General features: G+C 67.1%; 20 protein-coding genes. 12 read left to right on the top strand and 8 right to left on the bottom strand.

The features are described 5' to 3' along the window. Positions 1-12: 12 nt before the first annotated feature. Complete coding sequence (locus Q4G14_RS02655) at positions 13-780, bottom strand: hydroxypyruvate isomerase family protein (RefSeq protein WP_303360172.1); 768 nt, start codon at positions 778-780, stop codon at positions 13-15. Then, positions 780-1,322, bottom strand: a complete 543-nt coding sequence (locus tag Q4G14_RS02660; RefSeq protein ID WP_303360173.1) for a DUF1285 domain-containing protein — start codon at positions 1,320-1,322, stop codon at positions 780-782. Before Q4G14_RS02660 ends, Q4G14_RS02655 begins: the two co-directional genes overlap by 1 nt. Before the next feature lie 66 nt (positions 1,323-1,388). Here Q4G14_RS02660 and Q4G14_RS02665 point away from each other — a divergent pair, with 66 nt between their 5' ends. The 8 genes from Q4G14_RS02665 (at position 1,389) to lpxB (ending at position 11,567) form a co-directional block, all read left to right on the top strand. Next, positions 1,389-2,396 carry a MoxR family ATPase gene (locus Q4G14_RS02665; protein WP_303360174.1) on the top strand — a complete coding sequence of 336 codons (1,008 nt, stop codon included), beginning with the start codon at positions 1,389-1,391 and terminating at the stop codon, positions 2,394-2,396. Beyond that, positions 2,393-3,253, top strand: coding sequence for a DUF58 domain-containing protein (locus Q4G14_RS02670; RefSeq protein WP_303360175.1), 861 nt, complete (start codon positions 2,393-2,395; stop codon positions 3,251-3,253). The genes Q4G14_RS02665 and Q4G14_RS02670 overlap by 4 nt, the downstream gene beginning before the upstream one ends. Before the next feature lie 4 nt (positions 3,254-3,257). Beyond that, positions 3,258-6,044 carry a DUF4159 domain-containing protein gene (locus Q4G14_RS02675; RefSeq protein WP_303360176.1) on the top strand — a complete coding sequence of 929 codons (2,787 nt, stop codon included), beginning with the start codon at positions 3,258-3,260 and terminating at the stop codon, positions 6,042-6,044. Then, entirely contained in the window at positions 6,041-8,131 is a 2,091-nt protein-coding gene (locus Q4G14_RS02680; RefSeq protein WP_303360177.1) for a hypothetical protein, read from the top strand. Before Q4G14_RS02675 ends, Q4G14_RS02680 begins: the two co-directional genes overlap by 4 nt. A 159-nt stretch (positions 8,132-8,290) precedes the next feature. Next, positions 8,291-8,770, top strand: a complete 480-nt coding sequence (gene fabZ / locus Q4G14_RS02685) for a 3-hydroxyacyl-ACP dehydratase FabZ (RefSeq protein WP_303360178.1) — start codon at positions 8,291-8,293, stop codon at positions 8,768-8,770. After that, positions 8,763-9,551: an acyl-ACP--UDP-N-acetylglucosamine O-acyltransferase gene (gene lpxA, locus Q4G14_RS02690; protein WP_303360179.1), complete on the top strand. Its 789-nt coding sequence runs from the start codon at positions 8,763-8,765 to the stop codon at positions 9,549-9,551. Before fabZ ends, lpxA begins: the two co-directional genes overlap by 8 nt. After that, complete coding sequence (locus Q4G14_RS02695) at positions 9,548-10,342, top strand: LpxI family protein (RefSeq protein ID WP_303360180.1); 795 nt, start codon at positions 9,548-9,550, stop codon at positions 10,340-10,342. The genes lpxA and Q4G14_RS02695 overlap by 4 nt, the downstream gene beginning before the upstream one ends. Before the next feature lie 64 nt (positions 10,343-10,406). Continuing rightward, positions 10,407-11,567 carry a lipid-A-disaccharide synthase gene (lpxB, locus tag Q4G14_RS02700; RefSeq protein WP_303360181.1) on the top strand — a complete coding sequence of 387 codons (1,161 nt, stop codon included), beginning with the start codon at positions 10,407-10,409 and terminating at the stop codon, positions 11,565-11,567. Here lpxB and Q4G14_RS02705 read toward each other — a convergent pair. Both Q4G14_RS02705 and Q4G14_RS02710 read right to left on the bottom strand, forming a co-directional pair. Then, positions 11,545-11,892, bottom strand: a complete 348-nt coding sequence (locus Q4G14_RS02705) for a RidA family protein (RefSeq protein ID WP_303360182.1) — start codon at positions 11,890-11,892, stop codon at positions 11,545-11,547. The genes lpxB and Q4G14_RS02705 overlap by 23 nt on opposite strands. Position 11,893: 1 nt before the next feature. Then, entirely contained in the window at positions 11,894-12,649 is a 756-nt protein-coding gene (locus tag Q4G14_RS02710) for a sulfite exporter TauE/SafE family protein (protein WP_303360183.1), read from the bottom strand. Positions 12,650-12,745: 96 nt separating this feature from the next. Between Q4G14_RS02710 and Q4G14_RS02715 the strand changes: the two genes are divergently transcribed. Further along, positions 12,746-13,543: a TlpA disulfide reductase family protein gene (locus Q4G14_RS02715; protein ID WP_303360184.1), complete on the top strand. Its 798-nt coding sequence runs from the start codon at positions 12,746-12,748 to the stop codon at positions 13,541-13,543. A 49-nt stretch (positions 13,544-13,592) separates the two neighbouring features. Here Q4G14_RS02715 and Q4G14_RS02720 read toward each other — a convergent pair whose 3' ends face one another. From Q4G14_RS02720 to Q4G14_RS02730, 3 genes are all read right to left on the bottom strand, one after another. Further along, complete coding sequence (locus Q4G14_RS02720; RefSeq protein ID WP_303360185.1) at positions 13,593-14,120, bottom strand: VPLPA-CTERM sorting domain-containing protein; 528 nt, start codon at positions 14,118-14,120, stop codon at positions 13,593-13,595. A gap of 313 nt (positions 14,121-14,433) precedes the next feature. Continuing rightward, the gene (gene xrtD, locus Q4G14_RS02725; protein ID WP_303360186.1) at positions 14,434-16,032 is read right to left on the bottom strand and encodes a VPLPA-CTERM-specific exosortase XrtD; all 1,599 of its coding nucleotides are present in this window, start codon (positions 16,030-16,032) and stop codon (positions 14,434-14,436) included. 84 nt (positions 16,033-16,116) lie between these two features. Beyond that, entirely contained in the window at positions 16,117-16,917 is an 801-nt protein-coding gene (locus tag Q4G14_RS02730) for a WecB/TagA/CpsF family glycosyltransferase (protein WP_303360187.1), read from the bottom strand. 129 nt (positions 16,918-17,046) lie between these two features. Between Q4G14_RS02730 and Q4G14_RS02735 the strand changes: the two genes are divergently transcribed. Both Q4G14_RS02735 and Q4G14_RS02740 read left to right on the top strand, forming a co-directional pair. After that, a complete protein-coding gene (locus tag Q4G14_RS02735) occupies positions 17,047-17,892 on the top strand; it encodes a glycosyltransferase family 2 protein (RefSeq protein ID WP_303360188.1) in 846 nt (281 codons plus the stop codon). A gap of 62 nt (positions 17,893-17,954) precedes the next feature. Continuing rightward, positions 17,955-19,223: a glycosyltransferase gene (locus Q4G14_RS02740; RefSeq protein ID WP_303360189.1), complete on the top strand. Its 1,269-nt coding sequence runs from the start codon at positions 17,955-17,957 to the stop codon at positions 19,221-19,223. A gap of 256 nt (positions 19,224-19,479) precedes the next feature. Here the strand turns inward: Q4G14_RS02740 and Q4G14_RS02745 are convergent, their stop codons facing one another. Beyond that, positions 19,480-21,078 carry a hypothetical protein gene (locus Q4G14_RS02745; RefSeq protein ID WP_303360190.1) on the bottom strand — a complete coding sequence of 533 codons (1,599 nt, stop codon included), beginning with the start codon at positions 21,076-21,078 and terminating at the stop codon, positions 19,480-19,482. Between the two features lie 264 nt (positions 21,079-21,342). On the opposite strand from Q4G14_RS02745, the gene Q4G14_RS02750 reads away from it, so the two are divergent. Beyond that, positions 21,343-24,243, top strand: coding sequence for a hypothetical protein (locus Q4G14_RS02750; RefSeq protein WP_303360191.1), 2,901 nt, complete (start codon positions 21,343-21,345; stop codon positions 24,241-24,243). The last annotated feature ends 14 nt before the right edge of the window (positions 24,244-24,257 follow it).

The following is a 24,257-nucleotide window of genomic DNA, read 5'->3' on the forward strand; positions in this document are numbered from 1 at the left end:
GCCGGCGTCTTTTCAGACGTTTGCGGCCTTTTTCAGCCAGCCCAGCCCGGCTTCGGTCATGGTTTTCGGGGTATATTCGGCGCTGACCCAGCCGCGATAATCCGATCCATCCACCGCCGCGAAGAACGCGGCATAGTCCAGCCCGCCGCCGTCAAGCGGCTCATTGCGGTCCGGCACCCCGGCGATCTGGATGTGGCGGATCAGCGGGCGATGCGCCGAAAATGCCGCCACCGCGTCGCCGGTGATAAGCTGCGCGTGATAGGCGTCGAATTGCAGCCCAAGGTTCGGCGCGCCCAGATCGGTGATGATCCGCGCCGCCAGATCGTAATCCGACAGGAAATAGCCGGGCATCGCGGTCTGGCTGATCGGCTCGATGGTCAGGCTGGCGTGCGGGGCGCGGTTGGCGGCCCAGTCCAGATTGGCGCGGAAGGTGTCCAGCGCCTCATCGCCCTGGGCCTTGCCCGCCATGACGTGGATGTGGCGCGCGCTCAGCGCCTCGGCAAAGCGCAGGGCGCGGTCGAAATCGCGGCGAAAGCGGTCTTCCATCCCCGGCTGGGCGGCGAATCCGCGCGGCCCGCCCGCCCAGTTCGGCGGCGGGCAGTTCAGCAGCACGAAATCCAGTTCGTTCTGCCGCGCAGCGCGGGCCAGATCGCGCGGGGCCAGATCATAGGGAAACAGCATCTCGACACCCTGAAACCCGGCATCCCGCGCGGCGGCAAAGCGTGCCAGCACGGGCAATTCGGTGAACAGCATCGTCAGATTGGCGGCAAAACGCGGCATTACGGCTCCAATGGAAAGAAAGCTCCGGCCGAGGTGACGCCCATGCGCCCGTCCGGTCCGGGGGTGGCGGCATCGGCCAGCCGGTAAAAGGTCTTGCGGTCGATCAGCGCGACCATGCCGCCGCGCACATGCACATAGGGGCGCGGCTCGCCCCCGTGCGATTCGACGGTGATCGGATTGGCGGCATCCGCCACGACCTGATCGCCGACATTGGTGGTAAAGGTGATCGCGTCGCCAATATCGGCATCCGTGGCGACAAAGGGCGCGTCCACCACGCGGATGCCCACCTTTTCGACCGGAGTCACCAGATAATGCCGGTCGCCCTCGCGTTTCAGGATGGTGGAAAACAGCCGCACCATGGCCGGGCGGCCGATGGGGCTGCCTTCGTGCCACCATGTGCCGTCGGCGCGGATTTCCATGTCCATTTCGCCGCAATAGGGCGGATTCCACAGGTGAACCGGCGGCAGGCCGCCCTTGGCCGCCTTGCTTGCGGCGGCGGCAAGCCCTTCGGCGCTCACGCTTTTGTCAGGTTTATCGGCCATTCCCGGTGGTTGTCCGTTCTGCAACTGTTATAGCTAGGGGTGATACGACAGCGGGAAGGGCTTGTCATGGGTTCGCAGGAAAATCTGGTGGCCGACGTCACCGCACTGGCCGAGCGTCTGGCGCAGGCGCGCGCCAGCGTCGAACAGCGGTTCGTCGGGCAGCATGAGGTGGTGGAACAGGTTCTGGCGGCGATTCTGGCGGGCGGGCACGCGCTGCTGGTCGGTCAGCCGGGGCTGGGCAAGACGATGCTGGTCGATACGCTGGCCACCGTCATGGGGCTGGACAGTCAGCGCATCCAGTTCACCCCCGACCTGATGCCCGCCGATATTCTGGGGTCCGAGGTGCTGGATGTCACTGACTCGGGCGCCCGCGCGTTCCGCTTTATCGAGGGGCCGGTGTTCACGCAGCTGCTGATGGCGGATGAAATCAACCGCGCCAGCCCGCGCACGCAATCGGCGCTGTTGCAGGCGATGCAGGAACGGCAGGTGACGGTCGCGGGGCAGCACCGCGACCTTGGCCGCCCGTTCCATGTGCTGGCGACGCAGAACCCGATCGAACAAGAGGGCACCTATCCGCTGCCCGAGGCGCAGCTTGACCGCTTTTTGTTGCAGATCGACGTGGATTACCCCGACCGCGACACCGAACGCGGCATCCTGCTGGCCACCACCGGGCTGGACGAAGGCGCGGCGCATGCGGTGTTCGACGGGCCGGGGCTGATCGCAGCGCAGCGGCTGATCCGGCAGATGCCGGTTGGCGAAACCGTGGTGGACGCGATCCTCGATCTGGTGCGCGCCGCCCGCCCCGGCGCGGACGAGGCCGGGCCGTGGGTATCGGAATCGCTGATCTGGGGGCCGGGGCCGCGCGCGGCGCAGGCGCTGATGCTGGTGACGCGGGCGCGCGCGGTGCTGCATGGCCGCTTTGCCCCGGTGCTGGACGATGTGGCCGCGCTGGCCGCGCCGGTGCTGCGGCACCGCATGGCGCTGGGCTTTGCGGCGCGGGCGCGCGGGGAAACCGTGGATGCGATCATCGCCCGCCTGCTGGCGGGCCGCGCCGGGCTGACCCAGGCCGCATGAGCGTGAGCGCCGCCGATCTTCGTGCAAGGGCGGATGCCGCCTCGGCCCATCTGCCGCCGCTGATCCTGTCAGCGCAGCGGCTGGCGGCGCTGATCGCGCCCGGCGCGCATGGGCTGCGCCGCGCCGGTCCGGGCGAAGATTTCTGGCAATACCGCCCGGCGCAGCCCGGCGACACCGCCCGCAGCATCGACTGGCGCCGCTCGGCCCGGTCGGATGCCCGCTTTGTCCGTGACCGCGAGGCGCAGACGGCGCAGGCCGTGTCGCTGTGGGTTGCGGGCGGGCCGGGGATGGCGTGGTCGGGCGCGCCCGACCGGCCCACCAAACAGGCGCGGGCGCAGGTGCTGGCCCTGTCGCTGGCGCTGGTGCTGCTGCGCGGCGGCGAAAAGGTCGGGCTGGCGGGGGGCGATCCGGCGCGGGCCGGGCGCGCGCAGGGCGAGAGGCTGGCGCAGGAACTGCTGCTGCATCCCGCGACCGAGGCTCTGCCCGCCGAGGCCGCGCGCCCCGGTCAGCGGCTGGTGCTGATCGGCGATTTCCTGACCCCGGTGCAGCCGCTGCTGGATCTCATCGCCCGTGCCGCGGCCATGGGGCTGCGCGGCGTCGTGCTGCAAGTGCTGGACCCGGACGAGGAAACCTTTCCCTATGCCGGCTCGGTGCTGTTTCAGGCGCCGGGCGGGGCCGCGCGCCACGATACCCGCGATGCGGCGGGCCTGCGCGATGCCTATCTGGCGCGGCTGGCGCAGCGGCGGGCCGACATCCGCGCGGCCTGCGCAGCGGCGGGCTGGCGCTTTGGCACCCATGACACCGCTGCCGCACCGGCACAGGCGCTGATGTGGCTGTATCAGATGCTGGAGGAGTGATCGGGTGCTGATCCTTGGCCCGCTTGGCTTTGCCGCGCCGCTGATCCTGACCGCGCTGGTCGCCTTGCCTGCGCTGTGGCTGATCCTGCGCGCGCTGCCGCCATCACCCCGGCGGCAGGAATTTCCCGGCGCGGCGCTGCTGGCGGGGCTGACCGACCGGCACCCGGTGGCGCGGCGCACGCCGTGGTGGCTGTTGCTGCTGCGGCTGCTGGCGGTGGCGGCGCTGATCGTCGCTTTTGCCGGGCCGGTGTGGCAACCGCAGCCGCGCGACGCGCAAACCGGGCCGCTGCTGGTGGTGCTGGACGCCGGCTGGCCCGCTGCCCCCGACTGGCCGCAGCGGCAGGCCCGCGCCGAACGCGCCCTGACCGAGGCCGCCGCCGCAGGCCGGCCCGTCGCGCTGCTGATCGCCGATGGCGCGGCGGCGGGGCAGGGGCCGCTGGCCTTTCAGACCGGCAGCGATCTGCTGCCCGCCTTGCGCGCGGCACGGCCTGCGGCCTGGACGACCGCTCTGCCGGATGATGCCGATGCGGCGCTGTCCGCCACGCCGCCGGGGCAGTTGGCGACGCTGTGGATCAGCGACGGGCTGGATCATCCGAACCGCGCCGCCTGGCTGGCCGCGCTGACGGCGCGCGGGCCGGTGACGGTGGTGCCGCCCGCCGCGCCGGTGCTGTCGCTGACGCTGGAGGGCGGTCAGACCCCCGCGCTGATACTGCACAGCCTGACCGCCGGTCAGGTGCCGCAGGTCGAGGCGATCGGCCCTGACCCGCAAGGCACCCTGCGCGCGCTGGCCCGGCTGAACCCCGGCGATCCGGTGGCTCAAGGGCAACAGGGGCAGGGGCAGGGGCAGCGCCGCGCCGTGGCCATCGACCTGCCGCCGGAATTGCGCAACCGCATCACCCGCTATCAGATCGAGGGCGTGGCCCATGCGGGTGCGGTGGTGCTGGCCGATGACCGGCTGCGGCGGCACAAGGTGGCGCTGGTCGGCGATGCCGCAGGCGCGGCCGAGGGGCAGGAACTGCTGTCGCCGATGCACTATCTGCGCCGGGCACTGATCCCCGTGGCCGATGTGATCGAGGGCGGGCTGGCCGATGTGCTGGACGCCGCGCCCGATGTGATCGTGCTGGCCGATCAGGTCGGCCTGCCCGAAACCGGGCGGCTGGCGGAATGGGTGCAGGCGGGCGGGCTGCTGATCCGCTTTGCCGGGCCGCGCATGGCCGCCAGTGACCGGCTGGATGCCGAACCTCTGCTGCCCGTCGCGCTGCGCCCCGGCGGGCGCGATGTGGGTGGTGCGCTGTCATGGGGCGATCCGCGCGCCGTCGCGCCCTTTGCCGCCCAAGGGCTGTTCGCCGGGCTGACCCCGCCTGCCGAAGTCACCGTGCGCGCGCAACTGATCGCGCAGCCCTCGCCGGATCTGTCGTCGCGCACGATTGCGGCGCTGGTGGACGGCACCCCGCTGATAACCCGCATGGCCGAGGGGCAGGGGCAGGTGGTGCTGTTCCACGTCACCGCGAATGCGGAATGGTCGAACCTGCCGCTGTCGGGGCTGTTCGTGCAGATGCTGGATCGGCTGATCGGTTCGGCACGGGCCGCGCCCGGCGATGCGCCTGCGGCGGAGACGGCGGATTACTTGGTGCCGCAGGTGCTGCTGGACGGCTGGGGCCGCGCCAGCCCCGCCGCCGATCCGGTGCCGGTCGCGGCGCAGGATTTCGCGCGCGGGCCGGGGCCGGGGCAACCGGCGGGCATCTATGCGGCGGGCGAGCGCCGCGCGGCGCTGAACGCGGGCACGGCGCTGACCCCGGCGCTGTGGGATGGCGCGGCGATCGAGGATGCGGCGGCGCAATCGGGCCGCGCGCTGGCCGCGCCGCTGATCGCGCTGGCGGTGCTGCTGATGGTACTGGATGCGCTGGCCACCGCCGCGCTGTCGCGCCGCCGCCGTTCCGCCGCGACAACCACGGCGGCGGCGGCTGCGCTGCTGATGCTGCTGGCCGCATGGCCCGCCCCCCGCGCCATGGCGCAAGAGGTGCCGCCCGAAACCGCCCGCGCCGCCGATGAGGTCGCGCTGGCCTATGTGCTGACCGGGGACGAGGCCGTGGACGAGACCTCTTATCAGGGGCTGACCGGGCTGTCGCGCGTTCTGTCGCTGCGCACCTCGGTCGAGCCGGGCGCGCCGGTCGGCATTGATCTGGACAGCGACGATCTGTCGGTGCTGACCTTTCTTTACTGGCCGGTGACGGCTGGTCAGCCCGCGCCATCGCCCATGGCCTATTTGCGGCTGAACCACTTTCTGCGATCGGGCGGGATGATCCTGTTCGACACCCGCGACGGCGATGTGACTGGCGTGGGCGGGCCGGATGGCCGGGCCGATCTGGCCTCGTTGGCGGCGCCGCTGGATGTGCCGCCGCTGGCCCCGATCCCCGAAGATCATGTGCTGACCCGCAGCTTTTACCTGCTGCAAGGCTTTCCGGGCCGCTGGCAGGGCGCGCCGGTCTGGGCCGAAGCCCCGCCAGCCGGGGCCGAGGCGGATGAGGGGATGCCGTTCCGCAACCTGAACGACGGCGTGTCGCCGGTCATCATCGGCGGAAACTCCTGGGCCGAGGCATGGGCGCTGGACGATGAGGGGATGCCGGTGTTCCCCGTGGGGCGCGGCTATGAGGGCGAGCGTCAGCGCGAGATGGCCTTTCGGTTCGGCGTCAATCTGGTGATGTATGTGCTGACCGGCAATTACAAATCCGATCAGGTCCATGTTCCGGCCCTGCTGGACCGCCTGCGCATCGAGGAGATGCAGCGATGACCGCCCTGCGTTTCGACCCTGCCCTGCCATGGTGGCTGATCGCCGCGCTGGCGGCGCTTGCGCTGTTGGCGGCGGGGTTTGCGCTGTGGCGCGGCTTGCGCGGCTGGGGCTGGCGCGCGCTGGCCGGGCTGGCGGCGGCGGCGGCCTTGGCCGGGCCTGCGCTGGAAATCGGCACCCGCGCAGGGCTGAGCGACATCGTGATCCTGCTGGATGACCGCAGCGCCAGCCAGTCGCTGCCGGGGCGTGCGGCGCAGACCGATGCCGCCATCGAGGCGCTTGGCCGTCAGATCGCCGCGCTGCCCGATACGGAACTGCGCCGGGTGACGGTGGGCGATGACGGCGACGGCAGTCTGATCGGCACCGCGCTGACCCGCGCCATCGCGGCTGAACCGGAATCGCGCCTGGCCGGGGTGATCGCGGTGACGGACGGGCAGGCGCATGACGCCGCCATGATCCCGTCCGATGCGCCCGCGCCCGTGCATCTGCTGCTGACTGGCAACCCCGGCGATTGGGACCGGCGGCTGGTCATCGACGAGGCCCCGGCCTTTGGCCTGATCGGCGAACCCGCCACCATCCGCCTGCGGATCGAGGATCAGGGCGCCGTCCCCGCCGATGTGACGGCCCAGCCAGCGACACTGCGGATCAGCCTTGATGGCGGGGAAGAACAGGTCTTTGCCGTGCCGGTCGGCGCGCCGCTGGATCTGCCGGTCGTGCCTGCTCATGCCGGGCAAAACGTGGTTCAGATCGGCATCGACCCGCCCGAGGGGCAAGAGCTGACGGCGCTGAACAACTCGGCCGTGCTGTCGATCACCGGGGTGCGTGACCGGCTGCGGGTGCTGCTGGTGTCGGGGCAGCCTCATGCCGGGGAACGGACATGGCGTAACCTGCTGAAATCGGATGCGGGGGTGGACCTGATCCATTTCACCATCCTGCGCCCGCCGGATAAATTCGACGGAGTGCCGGTGGATGAACTGGCGCTGATCGCCTTTCCGACGCAGGAACTGTTCATGCAGCGGATCGACGATTTCGACCTGATTATCTTTGATCGCTATCGGGTGCAGGGCATTCTGCCCGCCGATTATTACGAAAACATCGCCCGCTATGTGGAACAGGGCGGCGCGATTCTGGTCGCCGCCGGGCCAGAGATGGCGGGCGTCGAAAGCCTGAACCTGTCGCCGCTGGGCCGTATCCTGCCCGCGCGGCCCACCGGGCGGGTGATCGACGCGCCTTTCCTGCCGCGCCTGACGGATGAGGGCGCGCGCCATCCGGTCACATCGGGCCTGCCGGGCGCGGTCGGCCCGGAGGATGCGCCTGCCGATCCATGGGGCCGCTGGCTGCGCATGGCCGATACCATCGTGTCGCGCGGGGTGGTGGCGATGACCGGCGCGGATGATCGCCCGCTGCTGGTCCTCGACCGTGTGGGGCAGGGGCGGGTGGCGCAGATGACCAGCGATCAGGTCTGGCTGTGGGGGCGCGGCTTTGAGGGCGGCGGTCCGCAACTGGAACTGCTGCGCCGCATCGCCCATTGGTCGATGCAGGAACCCGAACTGGACGAGGAAACCCTGCTGGCCGATGTCGGCACCGACCTGCGGGTGCGGCTGACCCGGCGTACGATGCAGGACACCGCCGGGCCGCTGCGCATCATCGGGCCAGAGGGGCTTGCGCTGGACCTGCCGCTGACGCCCGCCGGGCCGGGGCGCTTTGTGGCCGATTGGGTCGCGCCGGGGCCGGGGCTGTATCGGCTGGCTGACGGCGATCTGACGCGGGTGCTGGCGCTTGGCCCCGCCGCGCCGCGCGAGTTCGAACAGACGGTCGCCAGCGAGGCTTTGCTTGGCCCCCTGGCGCAGACCAGTGGCGGGGCGGTGATGCACCTGTCGGATGGCGTGCCCGATCTGCGAACCGTGCGCGCCGGGCGGCAGGCCTTTGGCGAAACCGCGCTTGGCCGCTGGATCGCCCTGACCCCGCGCGAGGCGGCAACGGTGACGGGCCTTGCCCGCCGGCCCCTGCTGCCCGGCTGGGTCTGGCTGGGGCTGATCGCTGGTCTGCTGATCGTCGGCTGGTTGGTTGAGGCGCGGCGGCGGGGCTGACGGATCGTGTAGCGCCCAAAGCCGGGGGCGCTTCGCCCCCCGGACCCCCAGAGGATATTTAGGGACCAAAGATGGGCTGCCGTCCGGTTCTGGATTACGCAACCTTGTCAACCCGACCTTTGGTTTGCTAGTCGGTTGGAAACGCGCGAAGGACGGATCATGGCCGATACAAAACCAACCCCCGCCCCCTATACCGAGGCCGATCTGGCCCTTATCAAGCGGATCATCCCGCATCGCTATCCGTTCCTGTTCATCGACAAGGTGCGCGACATCGTGCCTCATCAATCTGCGGTAGGGATCAAGAATGTCACCTGCAACGAGCCGCATTTTCAGGGGCATTTTCCAGCCGAGCCGGTGATGCCCGGCGTCACCATCATCGAGGCGATGGCGCAGACCTCGGCCGTGGTGGTGGGCATCAGCATGAACATCATCGACAAGCCGTTGTTGACCTATTTCATGGGGATCGACGCCTGCAAGTTCCGTCGCATGGTGGTGCCGGGCGATGTGCTGGAACTGCATGTCAATGCCAAGCGCGGCGGCGGCAAGATCTGGAAATTCGAGGGCCGGGCGCTGGTCGATGGGCAACTGGCCGCGCAGGCCGAGTTCACCGCGATGATGGCGCTGAAGGCCGATGACTGACGCCGTGATCCACCCCTCGGCCGTGATCGAGGACGGGGCCGTGATCGGCCCGGACTGCCAGATCGGGCCGTTCTGCGTGATCGGGCCGCAGGTTCGGCTGGGGCGTGGTGTGGTGCTGAAATCGCATGTGGTTCTGGCGGGCGATACGGTGATCGGCGACGAAACCACCGTGTTTCCCTTTGCCTGCATCGGTGAGGCGCCGCAGGATCTGAAGTTTCGAGGCGAGGACACGCGGCTGGAAATCGGTGCGCGCAACCGTATCCGCGAATATGTCACCATGAATCCGGGGACCGTGGGGGGCGGCGGGCTGACTCGTGTCGGCGATGACGGGCTGTTCATGGCCGGCAGCCATGTCGCCCATGACTGCCAGATCGGAGACCGGGTGATTCTGGTGAATAACGTCGCCGTCGCGGGCCATTGCGTGTTAGAGGACGACGTGATCGTGGGCGGTCTGTCCGGCGTGCATCAGTTCGTCCGCATCGGGCGCGGCGCGATGATCGGGGCGCTGTCGATGGTCACGGCGGATGTGATCCCGCATGGTCTGGTGCAGGGGCCGCGCGCGCATCTGGACGGGCTGAACCTCGTCGGTCTGAAACGGCGCGGTGCGGCGCGCTCTGACATTGCGGCGCTGCGCGATCTGCTGACCGCCCTGGGCAGCGGCAGTTTCCGGGAAAAGGCGCGCGGCGCGGCATCCGGCGACCTGACCCCGATGCAGCGCGAGGTGCTTGATTTCATCCTCGGCCCCTCGGATCGCAGCTTTCTGACGCCGCATCCGGGATGAGCGATATTGCCATCATCGCCGGGCAGGGGGGCCTGGCCCCCGATCTGGCCGCGCGGCTGCCCGGCGCGCCCGTCTATACGCTGGAGGGGTTCGCCCCGCCGATCCCGGCCACGCCCTTTCGGCTGGAGCGGCTGGTGCCGTTTCTGGATCATCTGAGCGATACGGGTATCACGCGGGTGATCTTTGCCGGTGCGGTGCAGCGCCCGCGCCTCGACCCCGAGATGTTTGACCCGCGCACCGCGCAACTGGTGCCGCGTATGCTGATGGCGATGCAATCGGGCGATGACGCGGCCTTGCGGGCGCTGCTGGACATCTTCGAGGAATCCGGCCTGACCATCTGCACGCTGCCCGACATCGCCCCCGATCTGGTGCCGGGGCCGGGCCTGCTGTGCGGCCAGCCTGCCCCGCAGGACAAGGCCGATGCCGAACGCGCCGCCGCCATTCTGAAAACAACCGGGCCGCTGGACATCGGGCAGGGCTGCGTCGTGACGGGCGGGCTGTGCCTTGCCATCGAAACCCTGCCGGGCACGCAGGCGATGCTGGAATTTGCGGCCCGCCATCAGGCGCTGCGCAAGACCCCGCGCGGCGGTGTGCTGTATAAGGCTCCGAAGCCGGGGCAAGACCGCCGGATCGACCTGCCGACCATCGGCCCTGATACCGTCGATCAGGCCGCTGCCGCCGGTCTGTCCGGCATCGCGTGGGAACCCTCTGGCGTGATCGTGCTGAACCGCGACGAAACGATCCGCCGCGCGGATGCTCAGGGGCTGTTTCTGTGGGCGCGGGCCGAATGATGGGCAACCCGCGTGCTTCCTGTTTGTCTAAATACGCATCTTCGGGCACCACAAGGCCACCGGCATGAGGTTTTTTCTGATCGCGGGCGAGCCGTCTGGCGATGCCTTGGGCGCGGCGCTGATGGCGGGGCTGCGCGATCTGTCGCCGGGCGCGGCCTTTGACGGGATCGGCGGGCCGCTGATGCAGGGGCAGGGGCTGACCAGCCGCTTTCCCATGCAGGAACTGACGTTGATGGGGTTGACCGAGGTGCTGCCCCGCTATTTCCACCTGAAACGCCGGATCGAGGAAACCGCGCAGGCGGTGGCGGCGGAGCGGCCCGCGGCGCTGATTACCATCGACAGTCCCGACTTTTGTCTGCGGGTGGCGCGGCGGGCGCGGGCGCTGTGGCCGGATTTGCGGGTGATCCACTATGTCGCGCCCTCGGTCTGGGCGTGGCGGCCGGGGCGGGCGGCAAAGATGGCGCCTGTCGTCGATCACGTTCTGGCGCTGCTGCCGTTCGAGCCGCCCTATATGCAGGCCGCCGGGATGAGCTGCGATTTCGTCGGCCACCCGATCGCCACGGCAACCCCGGCCAGCCCGGATCAGGCGCAGGCGTTTCGCGGGGCGCATGGCATTGCCGCAGATGCGCCGCTGGTCCTGTGCCTGCCCGGATCGCGCCGGGGCGAGATCGGGCGGCTGACCGCGCGGTTCGGCGAAACGCTGGGGCTGGTTGCGACGCAGGTGCCGGGGTTACGGGTGGTGCTGCCGACGCTGGATAATCTGCGCGCCGAAATCGAAACCCGCAGCCGCGACTGGCCGGTGCAGCCGCTGATCGTGACCGGGGCAGAGGACAAGGCGGCGGCCTTTGCGGCGGCGGATGCGGCGCTTGCGGCCTCGGGCACGGTGTCGCTGGAACTGGCGCTGAACGCGGTGCCGATGGTGATCGCCTATGACATGGCACCGATCAGCCGCTGGATCATCCTGCGTATGCTGCTGACCGATACGGTGACGCTGGTCAATCTGGTCAGCGAAACCCGTGCGGTGCCGGAATTCATCGCGGCGAACTGCCGCCCTGCGCCGATGGCGGATGCGCTGGTCGATCTGCTGCGCGACGGCCCGGCGCGGCAGGCGCAACTGGATGCCATGGCCCTGACCATGCAGCGGCTGGGCCAAGGGGGCGAGCCGCCCGGCCATCGGGCGGCCCGTTCGGTTCTGGCGGCGATTACTGCGCCGCAACCACGATGATTTCCACCTTGTAATCCGGCGTTGCCAGCGCCGATTCGCCGGTGGCGCGGGCGGGCGCATGGCCGGGGGCGACCCAGCCATCCCAGACGGCGTTCATTTCGGCGAAATCGGCCATATCGGCCATCCAGACCTGTGCGGTCAGAATGCGGGTCTTGTCGGTGCCCGCCTCGGCCAGCAGGCGGTCGATCTGGGCCAGAACCGCCTTGGTCTGGTCGGTGACGGATGTGCCCGGCTCTCCGACCTGACCGGCCAGATAGACGATGCCGTTGTGAATGACCGCCTGGCTCATCCGCTGGCCGGTCTCGATCCGTTTGATGTCGCTCATGTTATGCTCCGCTCCACAGGCGCCAAAAGAATATCGCTGTCATGCCGAATCCGACGGCGGCGATCAACAGGCGAAGCGCGGGCATCGGGATGCGCCGCGCCACCGGCGCGCCCATGGCACCGCCGATGATCGTGCCTGCCGACATGATCGCCGCCGGACCCCAGACGATCTGCCCGCCCGCTGCAAAGACGGCAAAGGCGATCACCGCCAGCGCAAAGGACAGCCAGCTTTTCAGCCCGTTCATCTGATGCAGGTCGGTCATGCCCCACATGGAAAACATCGCCAGCAGGATGATGCCCAACCCGCCGTTGAAATAGCCGCCATACACCGCCACCGGCAGCAGCGTGCCCAGCCCGAATGGCGCAACGGCGTGCCGCCAGCCCGCCGCCGCCTGCCGGATGCGCGGCCCGTTCATAAAGATCAGCGTCGCCGCCAGCAGCAGAAAGGGCACCAGCAGGGCAAACACCTTGTTCGAGCTGACCAGCAACAGGCCCGAGCCGACCGCCCCGCCGATCATCGTCCAGACCGTCACCCGCAACAGCGGCGCCTGCGAGATTGCGGCAATATCACGGCGAAAGCTGATGGTCGCGGCCAGATAGCCGGGCAGTGCCGCAACCGTGGTGGTGGCATTCGCGGCAACGGGCGGCACGCCGGTAAACACCAGCGCCGGAAAGGTGATAAAGGTGCCCCCGCCCGCGATGGCGTTCAGCACACCGCCCAGAACTCCGGCAATGAACAGCAGCAGAAAATCGGCCATGCGCCCCCCTTGATGCCCGCGATCAAGGCGACGGTTGGCGCGATTGTCAACGGGAGGGGGCTGGACTTTTGCCAGGACGCGGGCCAAGCGGGGGGTATGAACGCTGTTGCCCTTGGTCCGCTGGTCTTTTCCGCCGAACGCTTTACCGCCATCGCCGCGCTGGCGGTGTTCGTGCTGCTGTCAGAACTGCTGGCGCGGCGCGTCCACCCCCGGCTAAGCACCTGGGCGTGGCTGTCGGTGCTGGTTTTCGTGCTGGCGGCGCGGTTTGGCCATGTGCTTGAGTATATGGACACATTTTCCGCCCAACCGTGGCGCGCTCTGGCCTTGTGGCAGGGCGGGTTCAAGGTGTCGAACGGCATCGTCGCGATGATCGTGTTCACCTTTGTCTATCTGCGCCGCCACGGCAACCTGCTGCGCTGGACGGTGCCGCCCGCCGCCGCCGGGCTGGTGACGGCGGTGGCGCTGATCCTGTGGACCGGCGGCGTTCCCCCTGCGGTTTTGCCCGAAGAACAGTTCCAGACGCTGGATGGGCAGGGCCTGATCCCGGCCAGTCTGGTCGGTCAGCCGGTGGTGGTGAACCTGTGGGCGACGTGGTGCGGCCCGTGCCGGCGCGAAATGCCGATGATGGCGGATGTCGCGCGCGACAACTCTGACACGGTATTCCTGTTCGTCAACCAGCGCGAGGATGCCGCCCGGATCGCCACCTATCTGGCGACCGAGGGCATCAACCTGCCCAATGTGGTGCTGGATCGCCATGGGCGCTTTGGCCGCCATTATTCCTCTATCGGCCTGCCCGCGACGCTGTTTGTCGGGCGCGACGGGGTGCTGCGCGGCGTCCATGTGGGCGAGATTTCACAAGAACTGCTGCTGTCGCGCATGGCGGCGCTGGAATAACGAAAGGCGGCCATGACAGCCGCCCTTCCTTTTCGGGGTGGGGTTCGGATCAGGCCGATTTGCGCTTGCGACGGGCGGCAAAGCCCAATCCGCCAAGCGCCGTCACCAGCAGGCCAGCCGCAGCAGGCACCGGCACGGGGGCCGGGGCCATGGTGTCAAAGCTGACCTGAACGCCGACGCCATTCGTCAGGGCGTCGCCTGCCAGCACGTCGAACAGGATCGAAAAGCTTTCGCCCGCCTTCAGTGCAAAGCCAGACAAAAAGCCCCCGCCGAACGACACCAGACCGCTGTTATAAGGCGCGATGACCGTGCTTTCCGACGTGCCGACCAGCGTCGCGGTGATCTTGCCGACATCACTCGCCCCGCCAACGGCGCTGAGCGCGATCTGATCGACGGTCAGATCCTCGGACGCGGTATAGTCGTATTGGAACGACGTTCCCGGCGCCGACACGATGCCGCCGACGCTGAGATAGCTGTCATTGGCCACGATGGAGGTGGTCGCAGCCGAAGCCGCCGTCAGCGACGCCAGCGTTACCGCGCCGGCGACCGCAGCCGTCTTGAAGATAGAAGGAACCATTGAATTGCCCAATCTTGTTACAACAGTGGACAAGCCTGCGGCTGTCCAAGGTTAACCTAGGTTTGGGAAATTATTGCAGCAACGACAATGCGCGCGCTGCCAGATGCACAACAGAATAACGCCCCAAAACGGCACATTCCCGCCGGGCAACATTCTGCAAACAGGCATAAATCAGCCGCTGACGCACAGCGACTGAAAATTATGTGTGTTTAGACTATCCGATAAGACCGTTATGCGCAAGTCCCAGAATGAGGCAAAACAACCGGCTGCGGGTGCGAAGTGATCCGCCGCAGCCGGTGTGTGCAGCCAGCCCTTACGCTTCGGGGATATAACGCGGCAACAGCGGCAGGCTGTCTTTCAGCATTTGCTGAAGCCGCGCCTCGGCCTGCTGGTCGGTTTCGCCGTGATTGATCGGGGTGATGATCCGCACCAGCGCGCCATCGGTGCGCTGAATGGTGATCGCATCCCACAGCAGCCACATCTTGGCCGCGAAATCCCATGCGGTGCGGCGGCCATGCTGTTCGAACCAGTAATAGACCATCATTCGGGTGTTGCCCTGCTGGATGATCGCCCGGTTCAGGTTGAACGGCTGATCCAGCCCCAGTTGCGGCGCAATATCTTCGCGCTGAAGCCAGGCGATTTCCCAGCCAGAGCCGGGCAGGCAGATTTCAGGCGAATGGATGCCGCCCTTGGACTGATCGTAGTAATAGGCCGAAAAGAACTGCACCGGCGCGCTGGAATCGGGGTGGATATAAGACGCCGAGATATAGTCATCTGCCGCCAGCGACCGTGCGATGGCCGGGTCAAGCGGGGTCGGCCCGTCCGACCGCCATTCGCCGATGCGGGTCGGGAACAGCGTCAGCGGTGTGCGATCGACCTGAATGGTCTGCACTTCGGGGCGCATCTGAACCGCAACCGCCCCGGCGATCAGCAGCGCGGTGGCGGCGATCAGCGCCTTGGACGGTTCGATCAGGCGCAGGCGGCTGAATTGCGTGCCCAGACCGGCGGTGTTCAGATCCAGCGCGTCCACCAGGCTCAGCCGGTCGCGGCGCAGGAACAGCAGCACCCATGCCAGCAGGAACAGCATCAGCACACACAGCAGAAACACCACCCAGCCTTCGAAAAAGTGGGTAAAGCCTTCCAGATGTTCCAGCCCGACATAGTTCACGATCCAGCCCGCAAAGGCGATACGGACCGAGTTCATCAGCACCGTGATCGGCGCGGCGGCCAGCAGCAGCACGGCCTTGTGCCAGACCGGGCCGCGATACAGCACCGCAAAGATATAGCTGAACGACAGGATCGGGAACAGGTAACGCAGGCCGGAACAGGCCTCGGCCACATGCAGTTTGTAAACGCCAAGGTCGATGATATTGCCTTCAAGGAACACCGGCACGTCGATCAGGCGCAGGAAAAACACGCCCAGTTCCGACGAAATCAGCTGAAGCCAGGTGGACATCTTGAAATACAGCACACCCGGCAGCGGCAGCATATAGACCAGATGCAGCACCGGCGGCCAGAATGCCTTGCCCTGCGACCATCCAAAGGAAATCAGCAGAACGGCGCCAACCCACAGGATCAGCGCATAGGCCACCAGATCGTCGATCCCCGACAGGGTGCCAAGCGCGCCAAACAGCATCGCCACGATCAGCAGCACCACCCCCGGCCAGCGGTCCGTGACCGGGCCATCGCGGACGGGTTCCTCTTTAAGCTGGCGCAGGAACAGCAGCGCCGACAGCACCGGGATCAGCGGCCCGTGGCTGTATTCCGGCAACTGCCACGCACGCAGCAGCGCCGTCACCCCATCGCTGAAAAAGGCGAGGGCTGCGACGCAGGAAATGGCCAGCCAAAGCAGGCCGGGGCGCAGCCAATCAGACAGGGCAAAGCTGCTGCGGGGGGCGGTGGTCTCGGTCATCTGGGAACTTTTCCGGCACTCTGAAACGCGGACTATATAACCCTTTGGCCCGATAAAATACAGCGGCAAATCCTGAAAATGCGATCAAGTTTCCTTTTGTGCCGCCATCCGGCTGCGGCGCGCGCGCAAGGCCAGCCCCGGCAGAATCGCAAAGCAATCGGCATAGCGGCGCGCCAGCCTGCGCGGGTTGCTGGCCATGCGCCACGCCCATTCCATTGCAATCGACTGCACCCATTTCGGCGCGCGGACCTGACTGCCGGCAATGAAATCCAGCCCCGCCCCGACCGAGGCAAAGCCGCATTGCAGCGCGGATTGCGCGGCATAGGCGGCGAAAATTTCCTGTTTGGGCGCCCCAAGGGCCAGAAAGCACAGGCCGATATCCTGTTCGCGCAGCAGGTCGATGGCGTGATCCGCCGCAGGCCCCCGTGGATCGAATCCAAAGGGCGGCGCGTGACGCAGCGCGACGTTCAGGCCGGGATGAGCGGATTCCAGCCGCTGCGCCGTCAGCGCCAGCACCTCATCCGTCGATCCCAGCAGGCCGACCCGTGTGCCGGTCCGCGCGGCCAGCGCGGCCAGCGGCTGCACCAGCTCTGATCCGGGAATCAGCTCGACCTGCTGCCCGGCCAGCCGCGACAGCCAGATGATCGGATTGCCATCGGCGACGACATGGCTATGCGCCTGATAAGCCCCAAGAAAAGCGGCATCCTTGCGCAGCTTGACCAGATGATCCAGATTCAGCGTTGCCAGCGTAAAGCCCTGCCGCGCTGCCATTTTCTGTTCCAGATCGGCCAGCAAGCCCGCGCGCGTGGGGGCGGTGATATGGATGGATTCGGGCCGATTATTGGCAAAAACGGGAATCCGCACGGATTCTTGCCGCTGATTCATCACTTGGTTACCCTTGACGTTTACAGATCAACACAGACAGCAACTGCCTTGCATCCTCAGATAGCATGATCCATGGCAACGGAAAATATGTGTAACTGACGCATCGGCGGTAAAGTGAGGTTATGATAAATGGTCCCTGGTGCCCCTGATCTGACGGTGATTATCCCGGCCAGCAACGAACAGGATTACATCGACCCCTGTCTGGCCGCGCTGCTGGCGCAGGATCAGGCGGCGGGGCGGGTGCAGGTGATCGTCGCCGCCAATGCCTGCAAGGACGCGACCGAGGATAAAGTGCGCGGCTGGACCGGGCGCTTTGCGGATCGGGGCTGGGATCTGCGGCTGCTGTCGATTCCCGAACCGGGCAAGGTGAACGCGCTGAACCGGGCCGAGGCGGTGGCAGACCCGGCTGCGCCGCGCGTGTTTCTGGATGCCGACGTGATCTGCGAACCGGCGCTGTTGGGGCAGTTGCGCGATGCTTTGGCCGTGCCGCAGCCGCGATACGCGACCGGCACCTTGCAGGTTGCGCCTGCCCGCACCGGCACCACCCGGCGCTATGCCCGCATCTGGACGGAACTGCCCTTCGTCAAGGGCGGGGCGGTCGGTGCCGGGCTGTTTGCGATCAACGCTGCCGGGCGGGCGCGATGGGGGGCGTTTCCCGATATTATTTCCGATGACACCTTTGTGCGCCTGAACTTCACCCCGGATGAGCGGGTCGAGGTGCCCGCCCGCTATATCTGGCCCATGATCGAGGGGTTCGGGCCGCTGGTGCGTGTGCGGCGGCGGCAGGATGCCGGGGTCACGCAACTGGCCAAGCACTGGCCCGACCTGCTGCAAAACGAAGGCAAGGCCAGCGTCACCCCCGGCCTGCTGATGCGGCTGGGGCTGACCCGGCCTGCGTCGATGCTGACCTATCTGGCCGTCCACTTTGCCACCCGCATGGACCGTGGCGACGGCGGGTGGAGCAGGGGGCGCTAGGGTTGCGGGGCAGGTGGCAAAGGCGCTACAGCCCGTGCGTGTTCAGGTAAATGGTGGCCGCGATGACAGATCAGACCGAAACCCCGACAATCGCCTATCTGACCGGCGATTATCCCAAGGTGTCGCACACCTTTATCCAGCGCGAGGTCGCGGCGCTGCGGGATCTGGGGCTGGACATCCGCACCTGCTCGATCCGCCGCCCCCCCGCGCACGAGGTTGCGGGCGATGCCGAACAGGCCGAGCTGGCGCAGACCTTTTATGTGCTGTCGCAGGCCAAGCGTCCGCTGCGGCTGATCGGCGCGCATCTGGGCGCGCTGCGGCGCAATCCGGGCGGATGGGCGCGGGCCTTGGGTCTGGCGTGGCGCACCCGTTCGGCCGGGGTAAAGGCGGCGCTGTGGCAGATGTTCTATTTCCTCGAAGCGGGGGTTCTGGCCGATCACCTGCACCGCATTGGCGCGCGGCATCTGCATAATCACTTCATGGATTCAAGCTGTTCCGTGGCAATGCTCGCGTCGGAAATCAACGGCACGCCGTTCAGCTTTACCCTGCACGGCCCGACCGAACTGTATGAGCCGCACCGCTGGCGGCTGGATGAAAAGATCGCCCGCAGCGCCTTTTCTGCGTATATCAGCCATTTTGCGCGGTCGCAGGGGATGCTGTTTTCTGACCGCGACCACTGGAACCGGATGCGGATCGTGCATTGCGGCATCCAGCCCGAACGCTACGCCGGGCCGCGCGCGACGCCGCCGGGCAAGACGATGGTGTTTATCGGGCGGATGTCGGGGGTCAAAGGCGCGCCGTTGATGATCGAGGCGCTGGCCGCCCTGCTGCCGCAGCACCCCGATGCGCGGCTGGTGATGATCGGCGACGGGCCGGAACGCCCCGCGCTGGAAGCGCAGGCCCGCGCCTTGGGGCTTGGCGATGCGGTGACGTTTACCGGCACGCAGACGCAGGATCAGGTCGCCGCGCATCTTGCCAAGGCCGACCTGCTGGCGCTGCCCAGCTTTGCCGAAGGTGTGCCGGTTGTTCTGATGGAGGCGATGGCCGCAGGCTTGCCCGTCGTTTCAACCCGCATCGCAGGGATTGCCGAACTGATCGAGGATGGCGCATCGGGCTATCTGGTGCCGCCGGGCGATCTGGATTCGCTGGTTGAACGGCTGGATGCCCTGCTGAACGACCCGGAACTGCGGGGGCGTATGGGGCAGGTCGGCCGTGCCAAGGTCCGCGCCGACTATGCCATTACATCCGAAGCGGCCTGGCTGGCCGATCTGTTCCGGGGCAGTCTGGCAGGCGATCTGCCCGCGACCCTGCGTCCGCCTGTGGCTCGGTAACGGTCCGCGTCACGACAAATGCCCCGTGCGCACCCTGATTGCGCGGCGGCAACCCGCGGGCTGATGAAGCAGGCCCGCACGCGCGGGGGCGGCGCGACAAGCGAAAAGTGCCGGACGCGGCTGATCCGGATGCCCTTGGACGCGCGGGGGCAGCCTATGCCTCATGGTCGTTGATAAACTCGGCGTCTGAATGCCTGCGCGCATGGAAAACCGGACTGCTGCCGGTGAAAACTGCGCTGCGCCAACCTTGGCGCGCTCAGGCCACAGCCCTCCGCCCTCGTTCGGCACCGGCAACGGCTGCTGCGGCGCGACGGGATGGTGCGGCAACGCGCGAGGTAAACTCGACCCGCCCGGCCAGCGATCCGGCGATCAGCCATGTCAGCGGCGTGACGTTGGCATTGGGGATCGTGTCGATCATATTGGCGATCAGCATCAGCGACAGCGCCGCCGACGCTGTGTCAAGATCCCCCCGGCGCCGCCGCGCCAGCAACACGACCGGCAGGATCAGCAAGCCGTAATAAGACAGATAACCGACCCAACCGGACGACCCCAAGGCCATGATCCAGCCGCCATCGGTTACGCTGACGTCTTGCCCGGTTTCCTGATCGCGGACCCGGTTGCGACCCCAGCTGCCCCAGCCGAAAAGCGGGCGTTCATTGGCCTTGTCCAGCAGCATATCCTCATTGCGGATACGATAAGCCAGCGAGTCGGCGCGCTGTTCGTTAATGCTGCTCGACCATTCCAGCACGGTATCCAGCGGCACCAGCCCGGCGCTGCGCATCATCGGAAAGGTCAGGATGAACAGGCCGATCAGCGCCGCGACCATCAGTTGCAGGCGAACGCCGCCGAAGATGATAAACGGCAACAGCGCCACAGCAATGGCCGTCGCCCCCATGTTGCGGCTGATGAAGGTGATGAACAGCAGCCACATCAGCGTCAGCACCCAGCGGGTCGGGTTGCGCAGCGGATCGCGTGCCTGTTTCACCCCGCGTCGCGGTGCCGCCTGCCGCCCCGATGGTGCGGCGGGTTCCTGAACCGCTGTGGTGTTGTCGGTTGCGTCCAGCGCGGCGGGCCTGCGCCCGCGCCGCGTCTGCGATGCCTGCTTCAGCCGATCCGACGACACGCGCCACAGCGCCGCCGTGGCCAGACAGCACATCGCGCAGAAAATGCCGACCGCCAGCCCGTGCGACATGAACACCATCGGGCGATAGCCATCGCGCACATGCTGAACAAAGCTGTGCTGGTGATAGCCGTAAGTCAGCCGGTGCAACTGCGGGCTGAACCGGGCCTCCCACAGCATGAAGGCGGAATAGATCAGCACGGCGGTCACAAGGATGCGCAGAAAGGTGATCTGCGCCTCGGGCGTGCCCAGAAAGCGGCGGGCCAGAAAGAACGGGATCAGGGTCATGATCGCGTCCTGCATCAGTGAAAAGCCGTCGAACATGGACATCGGCAGCACTGTCACCGGGCCGACGCGGAACGCATCCATATTGGTAAAGGCGACGGCCAGCGGCGTCAGCACGAAGGTCAGCATCAGCATTAGAAAGACAGGATGCCGTTTGCGATGCGCCAGCTTGCCCGCCACCGTATCGCGCACCGTGCCTGCCGCCCGCACCGTTGCCCGCGCTGCACGGCGCATTTCGTCACGCGACCGGCCAAGCGCCAGCACCAGCGCGCAAAAGGCCGGCATGGTGGCTTTGTCCAGATCGGGCAGCAGGGGGATATTGATGACAAACCGCTGCGGCAGAAACATCTGGCCCAGCAAAAACGTCCAGATCAGCGCCGGAACAAGCTGCATCCGCCGGAACAGCAGGATGGCCACCAGCGGGTAGCTGAACAAGGCAATATAGACCATAAAGATAAACCCAAGCGCGACAATCGTGACGGCAGATGCCGTATCATGTCATCAAATCCCGTCAAGGCGAAGAGTTTGCCTGCAAATTTACGCGATTTTAAGCCACGGCAGGGCATGTTGCGGCAACAAACCGCCGCCGTGGCAAGACAGCGGCGGGTGACTATGCTAGGGCAGCGGGCGCATGACCAACCTGACAGAGAAGGTCTGATGGTGTTTTATTCTCGGTTGCGCGCGGCTGGTGTCTGGCGCGTTTTTTCCTTGCTGATGGTTGTTGCCGCAGGTGCGGCCTCGGCTGGTCCGGTGCGGTTTTCCGTCAGCGATCAGGCGGTTGCGCCCGCCGCGCGCGGGGTGACGGTGACAATCGACAGCGTGGGCGAGGGGTCGTCGTTTTTCCCCGGCGGCGATTTCGAACCGATCATCCATCGCGACTGGCTGTATGCTTCGGACGATTCGCCGGACGATCAGCCGGGGCAGATCGTGGTCGGCGCGCAGGATGTCAGCCGCTGGGATGTGCTGCGCGATGGCGCGCTGGATGGTGCTGATGTGCAGGTGCTGCGGATTGAAAACGGTCAGTTCCGCGAGGTGCGCAGCGGCACTCTGGCACCCGGCGGCCATGCGGTTTCCGGGTGGTTTCCGCTGACCACCGGCATCGTTTCGCTGCATCCCGGCCTGACCCGCGCAACCGTCAGGATCAACGATTGGGAACGCCCCGGCGTGCCGCGCTGGTTCACGGTGCGCGCCTATGACAACCGGGGCCGCCTGTCGGATTACGCCGTCCCCGCGCGGGTCGAGGTGCCGCAGGAACTGCAACAGCAAGCCAAGCGCGACGATGCCGACCGTCCGTCGCAGCCGCCGCCCTCGGTCGATGATCCGTCAGCCGACGCTGACCCGCGCGGGCCGCTTGCGCCCCAAGGGGTGACGGCGCAGATGGCCCCCGGCGCCGTTGTCAATCTGAATTGGGAACTGCCCGCCGATGACGACGACATCGTGGGAGTTGTGATCTATCAATCCTATGTCGCGCCTGAACAGATGCGCGGTTTCGGCCTGACCATGACCGACGCCACCTCGGGCGAGCCGGTGCGGCGCGGCGATCTGATCGTGCTGCGCAAGGTCATAGATCAGCCTGACCGCACCAAATTGTTGTCGGACCGGGTGTGGACGGCGGGTGTCGCCTCTGGCTGGCTGCGCCGCATGATGCCGGATTTCAACGACATGCCGGGCGACGCGTCATGGTCCTATCGCCCGCACGATCCCGACCCGGCGCGCGCATGGGGCGGGCGCAGTTATCTGCATGTCGAATTGCCGGGGCGGACGCGCTTTTCTTTTGGCGTTCATAATCACGCTGGCACGGAACAAAACTGGTATGAGGTGCTGCGCCCCGGCGTGGAATATACGGTTTCGGCACGGCTGCGCGGCCAGCGCGCCGGAAGTGCGCGGTTCCGCCTGCTGGGCACTGATTATCAAGATTTGCCTGCCCTGTCGTTGGACTACGGCACCGAATGGGCGAATGTCAGCGCCACCTTTACCGTGCCCGAGGTGCTGACCGGGGCGCGGCCCATCGGGCAGATGGTGCTGGCCTTTCAGGGGCCGGGCTGGGTCGATGTGGATGATGTGCGCGTTCATCGCAGCGACACGCCCTTTCTGGCGCTGAACGCCGATGAAAGCGCCGCCTTGCGCGATGCGGGTGTTTCGGCGCTGCGGTTTCACGGGATGGTGCGCACCGGCACCGATACCTATGATCTGCCCGCGCTGCTGCGCCGTGGCGGGTTCCGTCTGAAAAGCCGGCAAATGGCCGGGATGCCCGATTCTCTGGGCTGGGCGCAGGACGCGGCGGCGGACCCGTGGCTTCAGATCGAACCGCATCTGAGCGATGAGGAATGGCGCGGGCTGATCGAATATCTGGCCGCGCCCTTTGATCCGGCGACCGATGACCCGGCAGATAAGCCTTGGGCCGCGCTGCGGGTGGCGCAGGGACAGGCCGCGCCCTGGACCGATCAGTTCGACCGCCTGTATTTCGAGGTCGGCAACGAAACCTGGAACCCGATTTTCCGCCCTTGGGTCTTTCGCGGCATGACTGATGCGGCCACCGGCACCGACTATGATAACGGGCAGGTTTACGGCCTGTTTCAGGCGCGCATCGCGCAAATCCTGCGTTCCAGCCCGTGGTGGGATGCCGCCGGGCTGGAAGACAAGCTGGTCTTCGTGATCGGTGGCCGCGCGGGCTTTGATTTCACCACCAGCGCGGCATCGACCGCCGGGCCTGCCGATGCCGCGGATCTGCTGACCATTGCGGCCTATAACGGCGGCTGGGACGAAAACGAAGGCCCGCCACGGCGCAACCGGGCCAGCTTTGTGAACCTGCTGAATCAGGTGCTTCAGGTGGTGCCGCAGCGCATCGAGCAGATGTCCGGGGGGGCGGAAACGCTTGCTGCCCGAACCGGGCACCGTCCGCTGATCGGCACATACGAAGCCGGGCCGGGCTATGTCATGAACGGGTTGAACGGCGCCAGGCTGTCGGGCGAACAGCAGCAGGAACAGGAACAGGTGATGAAAAGCCGCGCCGCCGGAGTGGCGACGCTGGACACCTTTCTGATGCAACGGCAGTTGGGCATGACGGTGCAGAACTTCTTTACCTTTGGACCGGGCGAATATTGGCGCTCGCACCAGCAATGGTATAACGGCGGCGAACCCTATCCGGCGTGGAGCTTGCTGGCCGCAATGAACCGCCATGGCGCGGGCGAAATGTTGGCGGTAACGGCCTCGGGCGATATGCCGACGCAGCGTCTGCACAAGGCCGAAAGGCGCGCTGCCGTGCGCCGTGCGCCGCAGGTCGCCGTTTACGCCGCCCGGCAGGATGACCGGCTGACGGTCTTTGCCCTGTCGCGGCAGGTGCCCGACACGCCCGATGGCCGCGATGCCTGCACCCCGGTCGAGGTTGCCGTGCCCGTGACCCGCGCGCAATCGCTGCGTCTGATCCGCACCGGCGGGGCTTATGACGATAACTTCACCACCGGCCCCGCCCCGGTGATCGAGGATGTCGCGCTGGACCCGGCCCTGATCCGCGACGGGTTGCTGAGGATCGGCGGAGCCGACAGCGGCGCGCCGGACTGCGGGCTGCCGGGCGCGTCGGCCTATATCTATGTGATCGAGGGGGCCGCGCCGTGATCCTGCGCAGAGGT

The organism is Paracoccus sp. (in: a-proteobacteria) (assembly GCF_030538755.1).
In the GTDB taxonomy this organism is placed as follows: domain Bacteria; phylum Pseudomonadota; class Alphaproteobacteria; order Rhodobacterales; family Rhodobacteraceae; genus Paracoccus.

Coding starts and splice junctions, on each gene's coding strand:
- Q4G14_RS02655 (WP_303360172.1), bottom strand. CDS start 780: ATGCCGCGTTTTGCCGCCAATCTGACGATGCTGTTCACCGAATTGCCC.
- Q4G14_RS02660 (WP_303360173.1), bottom strand. CDS start 1,322: ATGGCCGATAAACCTGACAAAAGCGTGAGCGCCGAAGGGCTTGCCGCC.
- Q4G14_RS02665 (WP_303360174.1), top strand. CDS start 1,389: ATGGGTTCGCAGGAAAATCTGGTGGCCGACGTCACCGCACTGGCCGAG.
- Q4G14_RS02670 (WP_303360175.1), top strand. CDS start 2,393: ATGAGCGTGAGCGCCGCCGATCTTCGTGCAAGGGCGGATGCCGCCTCG.
- Q4G14_RS02680 (WP_303360177.1), top strand. CDS start 6,041: ATGACCGCCCTGCGTTTCGACCCTGCCCTGCCATGGTGGCTGATCGCC.
- fabZ (WP_303360178.1), top strand. CDS start 8,291: ATGGCCGATACAAAACCAACCCCCGCCCCCTATACCGAGGCCGATCTG.
- lpxA (WP_303360179.1), top strand. CDS start 8,763: ATGACTGACGCCGTGATCCACCCCTCGGCCGTGATCGAGGACGGGGCC.
- Q4G14_RS02695 (WP_303360180.1), top strand. CDS start 9,548: ATGAGCGATATTGCCATCATCGCCGGGCAGGGGGGCCTGGCCCCCGAT.
- lpxB (WP_303360181.1), top strand. CDS start 10,407: ATGAGGTTTTTTCTGATCGCGGGCGAGCCGTCTGGCGATGCCTTGGGC.
- Q4G14_RS02705 (WP_303360182.1), bottom strand. CDS start 11,892: ATGAGCGACATCAAACGGATCGAGACCGGCCAGCGGATGAGCCAGGCG.
- Q4G14_RS02710 (WP_303360183.1), bottom strand. CDS start 12,649: ATGGCCGATTTTCTGCTGCTGTTCATTGCCGGAGTTCTGGGCGGTGTG.
- Q4G14_RS02715 (WP_303360184.1), top strand. CDS start 12,746: ATGAACGCTGTTGCCCTTGGTCCGCTGGTCTTTTCCGCCGAACGCTTT.
- Q4G14_RS02720 (WP_303360185.1), bottom strand. CDS start 14,120: ATGGTTCCTTCTATCTTCAAGACGGCTGCGGTCGCCGGCGCGGTAACG.
- xrtD (WP_303360186.1), bottom strand. CDS start 16,032: ATGACCGAGACCACCGCCCCCCGCAGCAGCTTTGCCCTGTCTGATTGG.
- Q4G14_RS02730 (WP_303360187.1), bottom strand. CDS start 16,917: ATGAATCAGCGGCAAGAATCCGTGCGGATTCCCGTTTTTGCCAATAAT.
- Q4G14_RS02735 (WP_303360188.1), top strand. CDS start 17,047: ATGGTCCCTGGTGCCCCTGATCTGACGGTGATTATCCCGGCCAGCAAC.
- Q4G14_RS02740 (WP_303360189.1), top strand. CDS start 17,955: ATGACAGATCAGACCGAAACCCCGACAATCGCCTATCTGACCGGCGAT.
- Q4G14_RS02745 (WP_303360190.1), bottom strand. CDS start 21,078: ATGGTCTATATTGCCTTGTTCAGCTACCCGCTGGTGGCCATCCTGCTG.
- Q4G14_RS02750 (WP_303360191.1), top strand. CDS start 21,343: ATGGTTGTTGCCGCAGGTGCGGCCTCGGCTGGTCCGGTGCGGTTTTCC.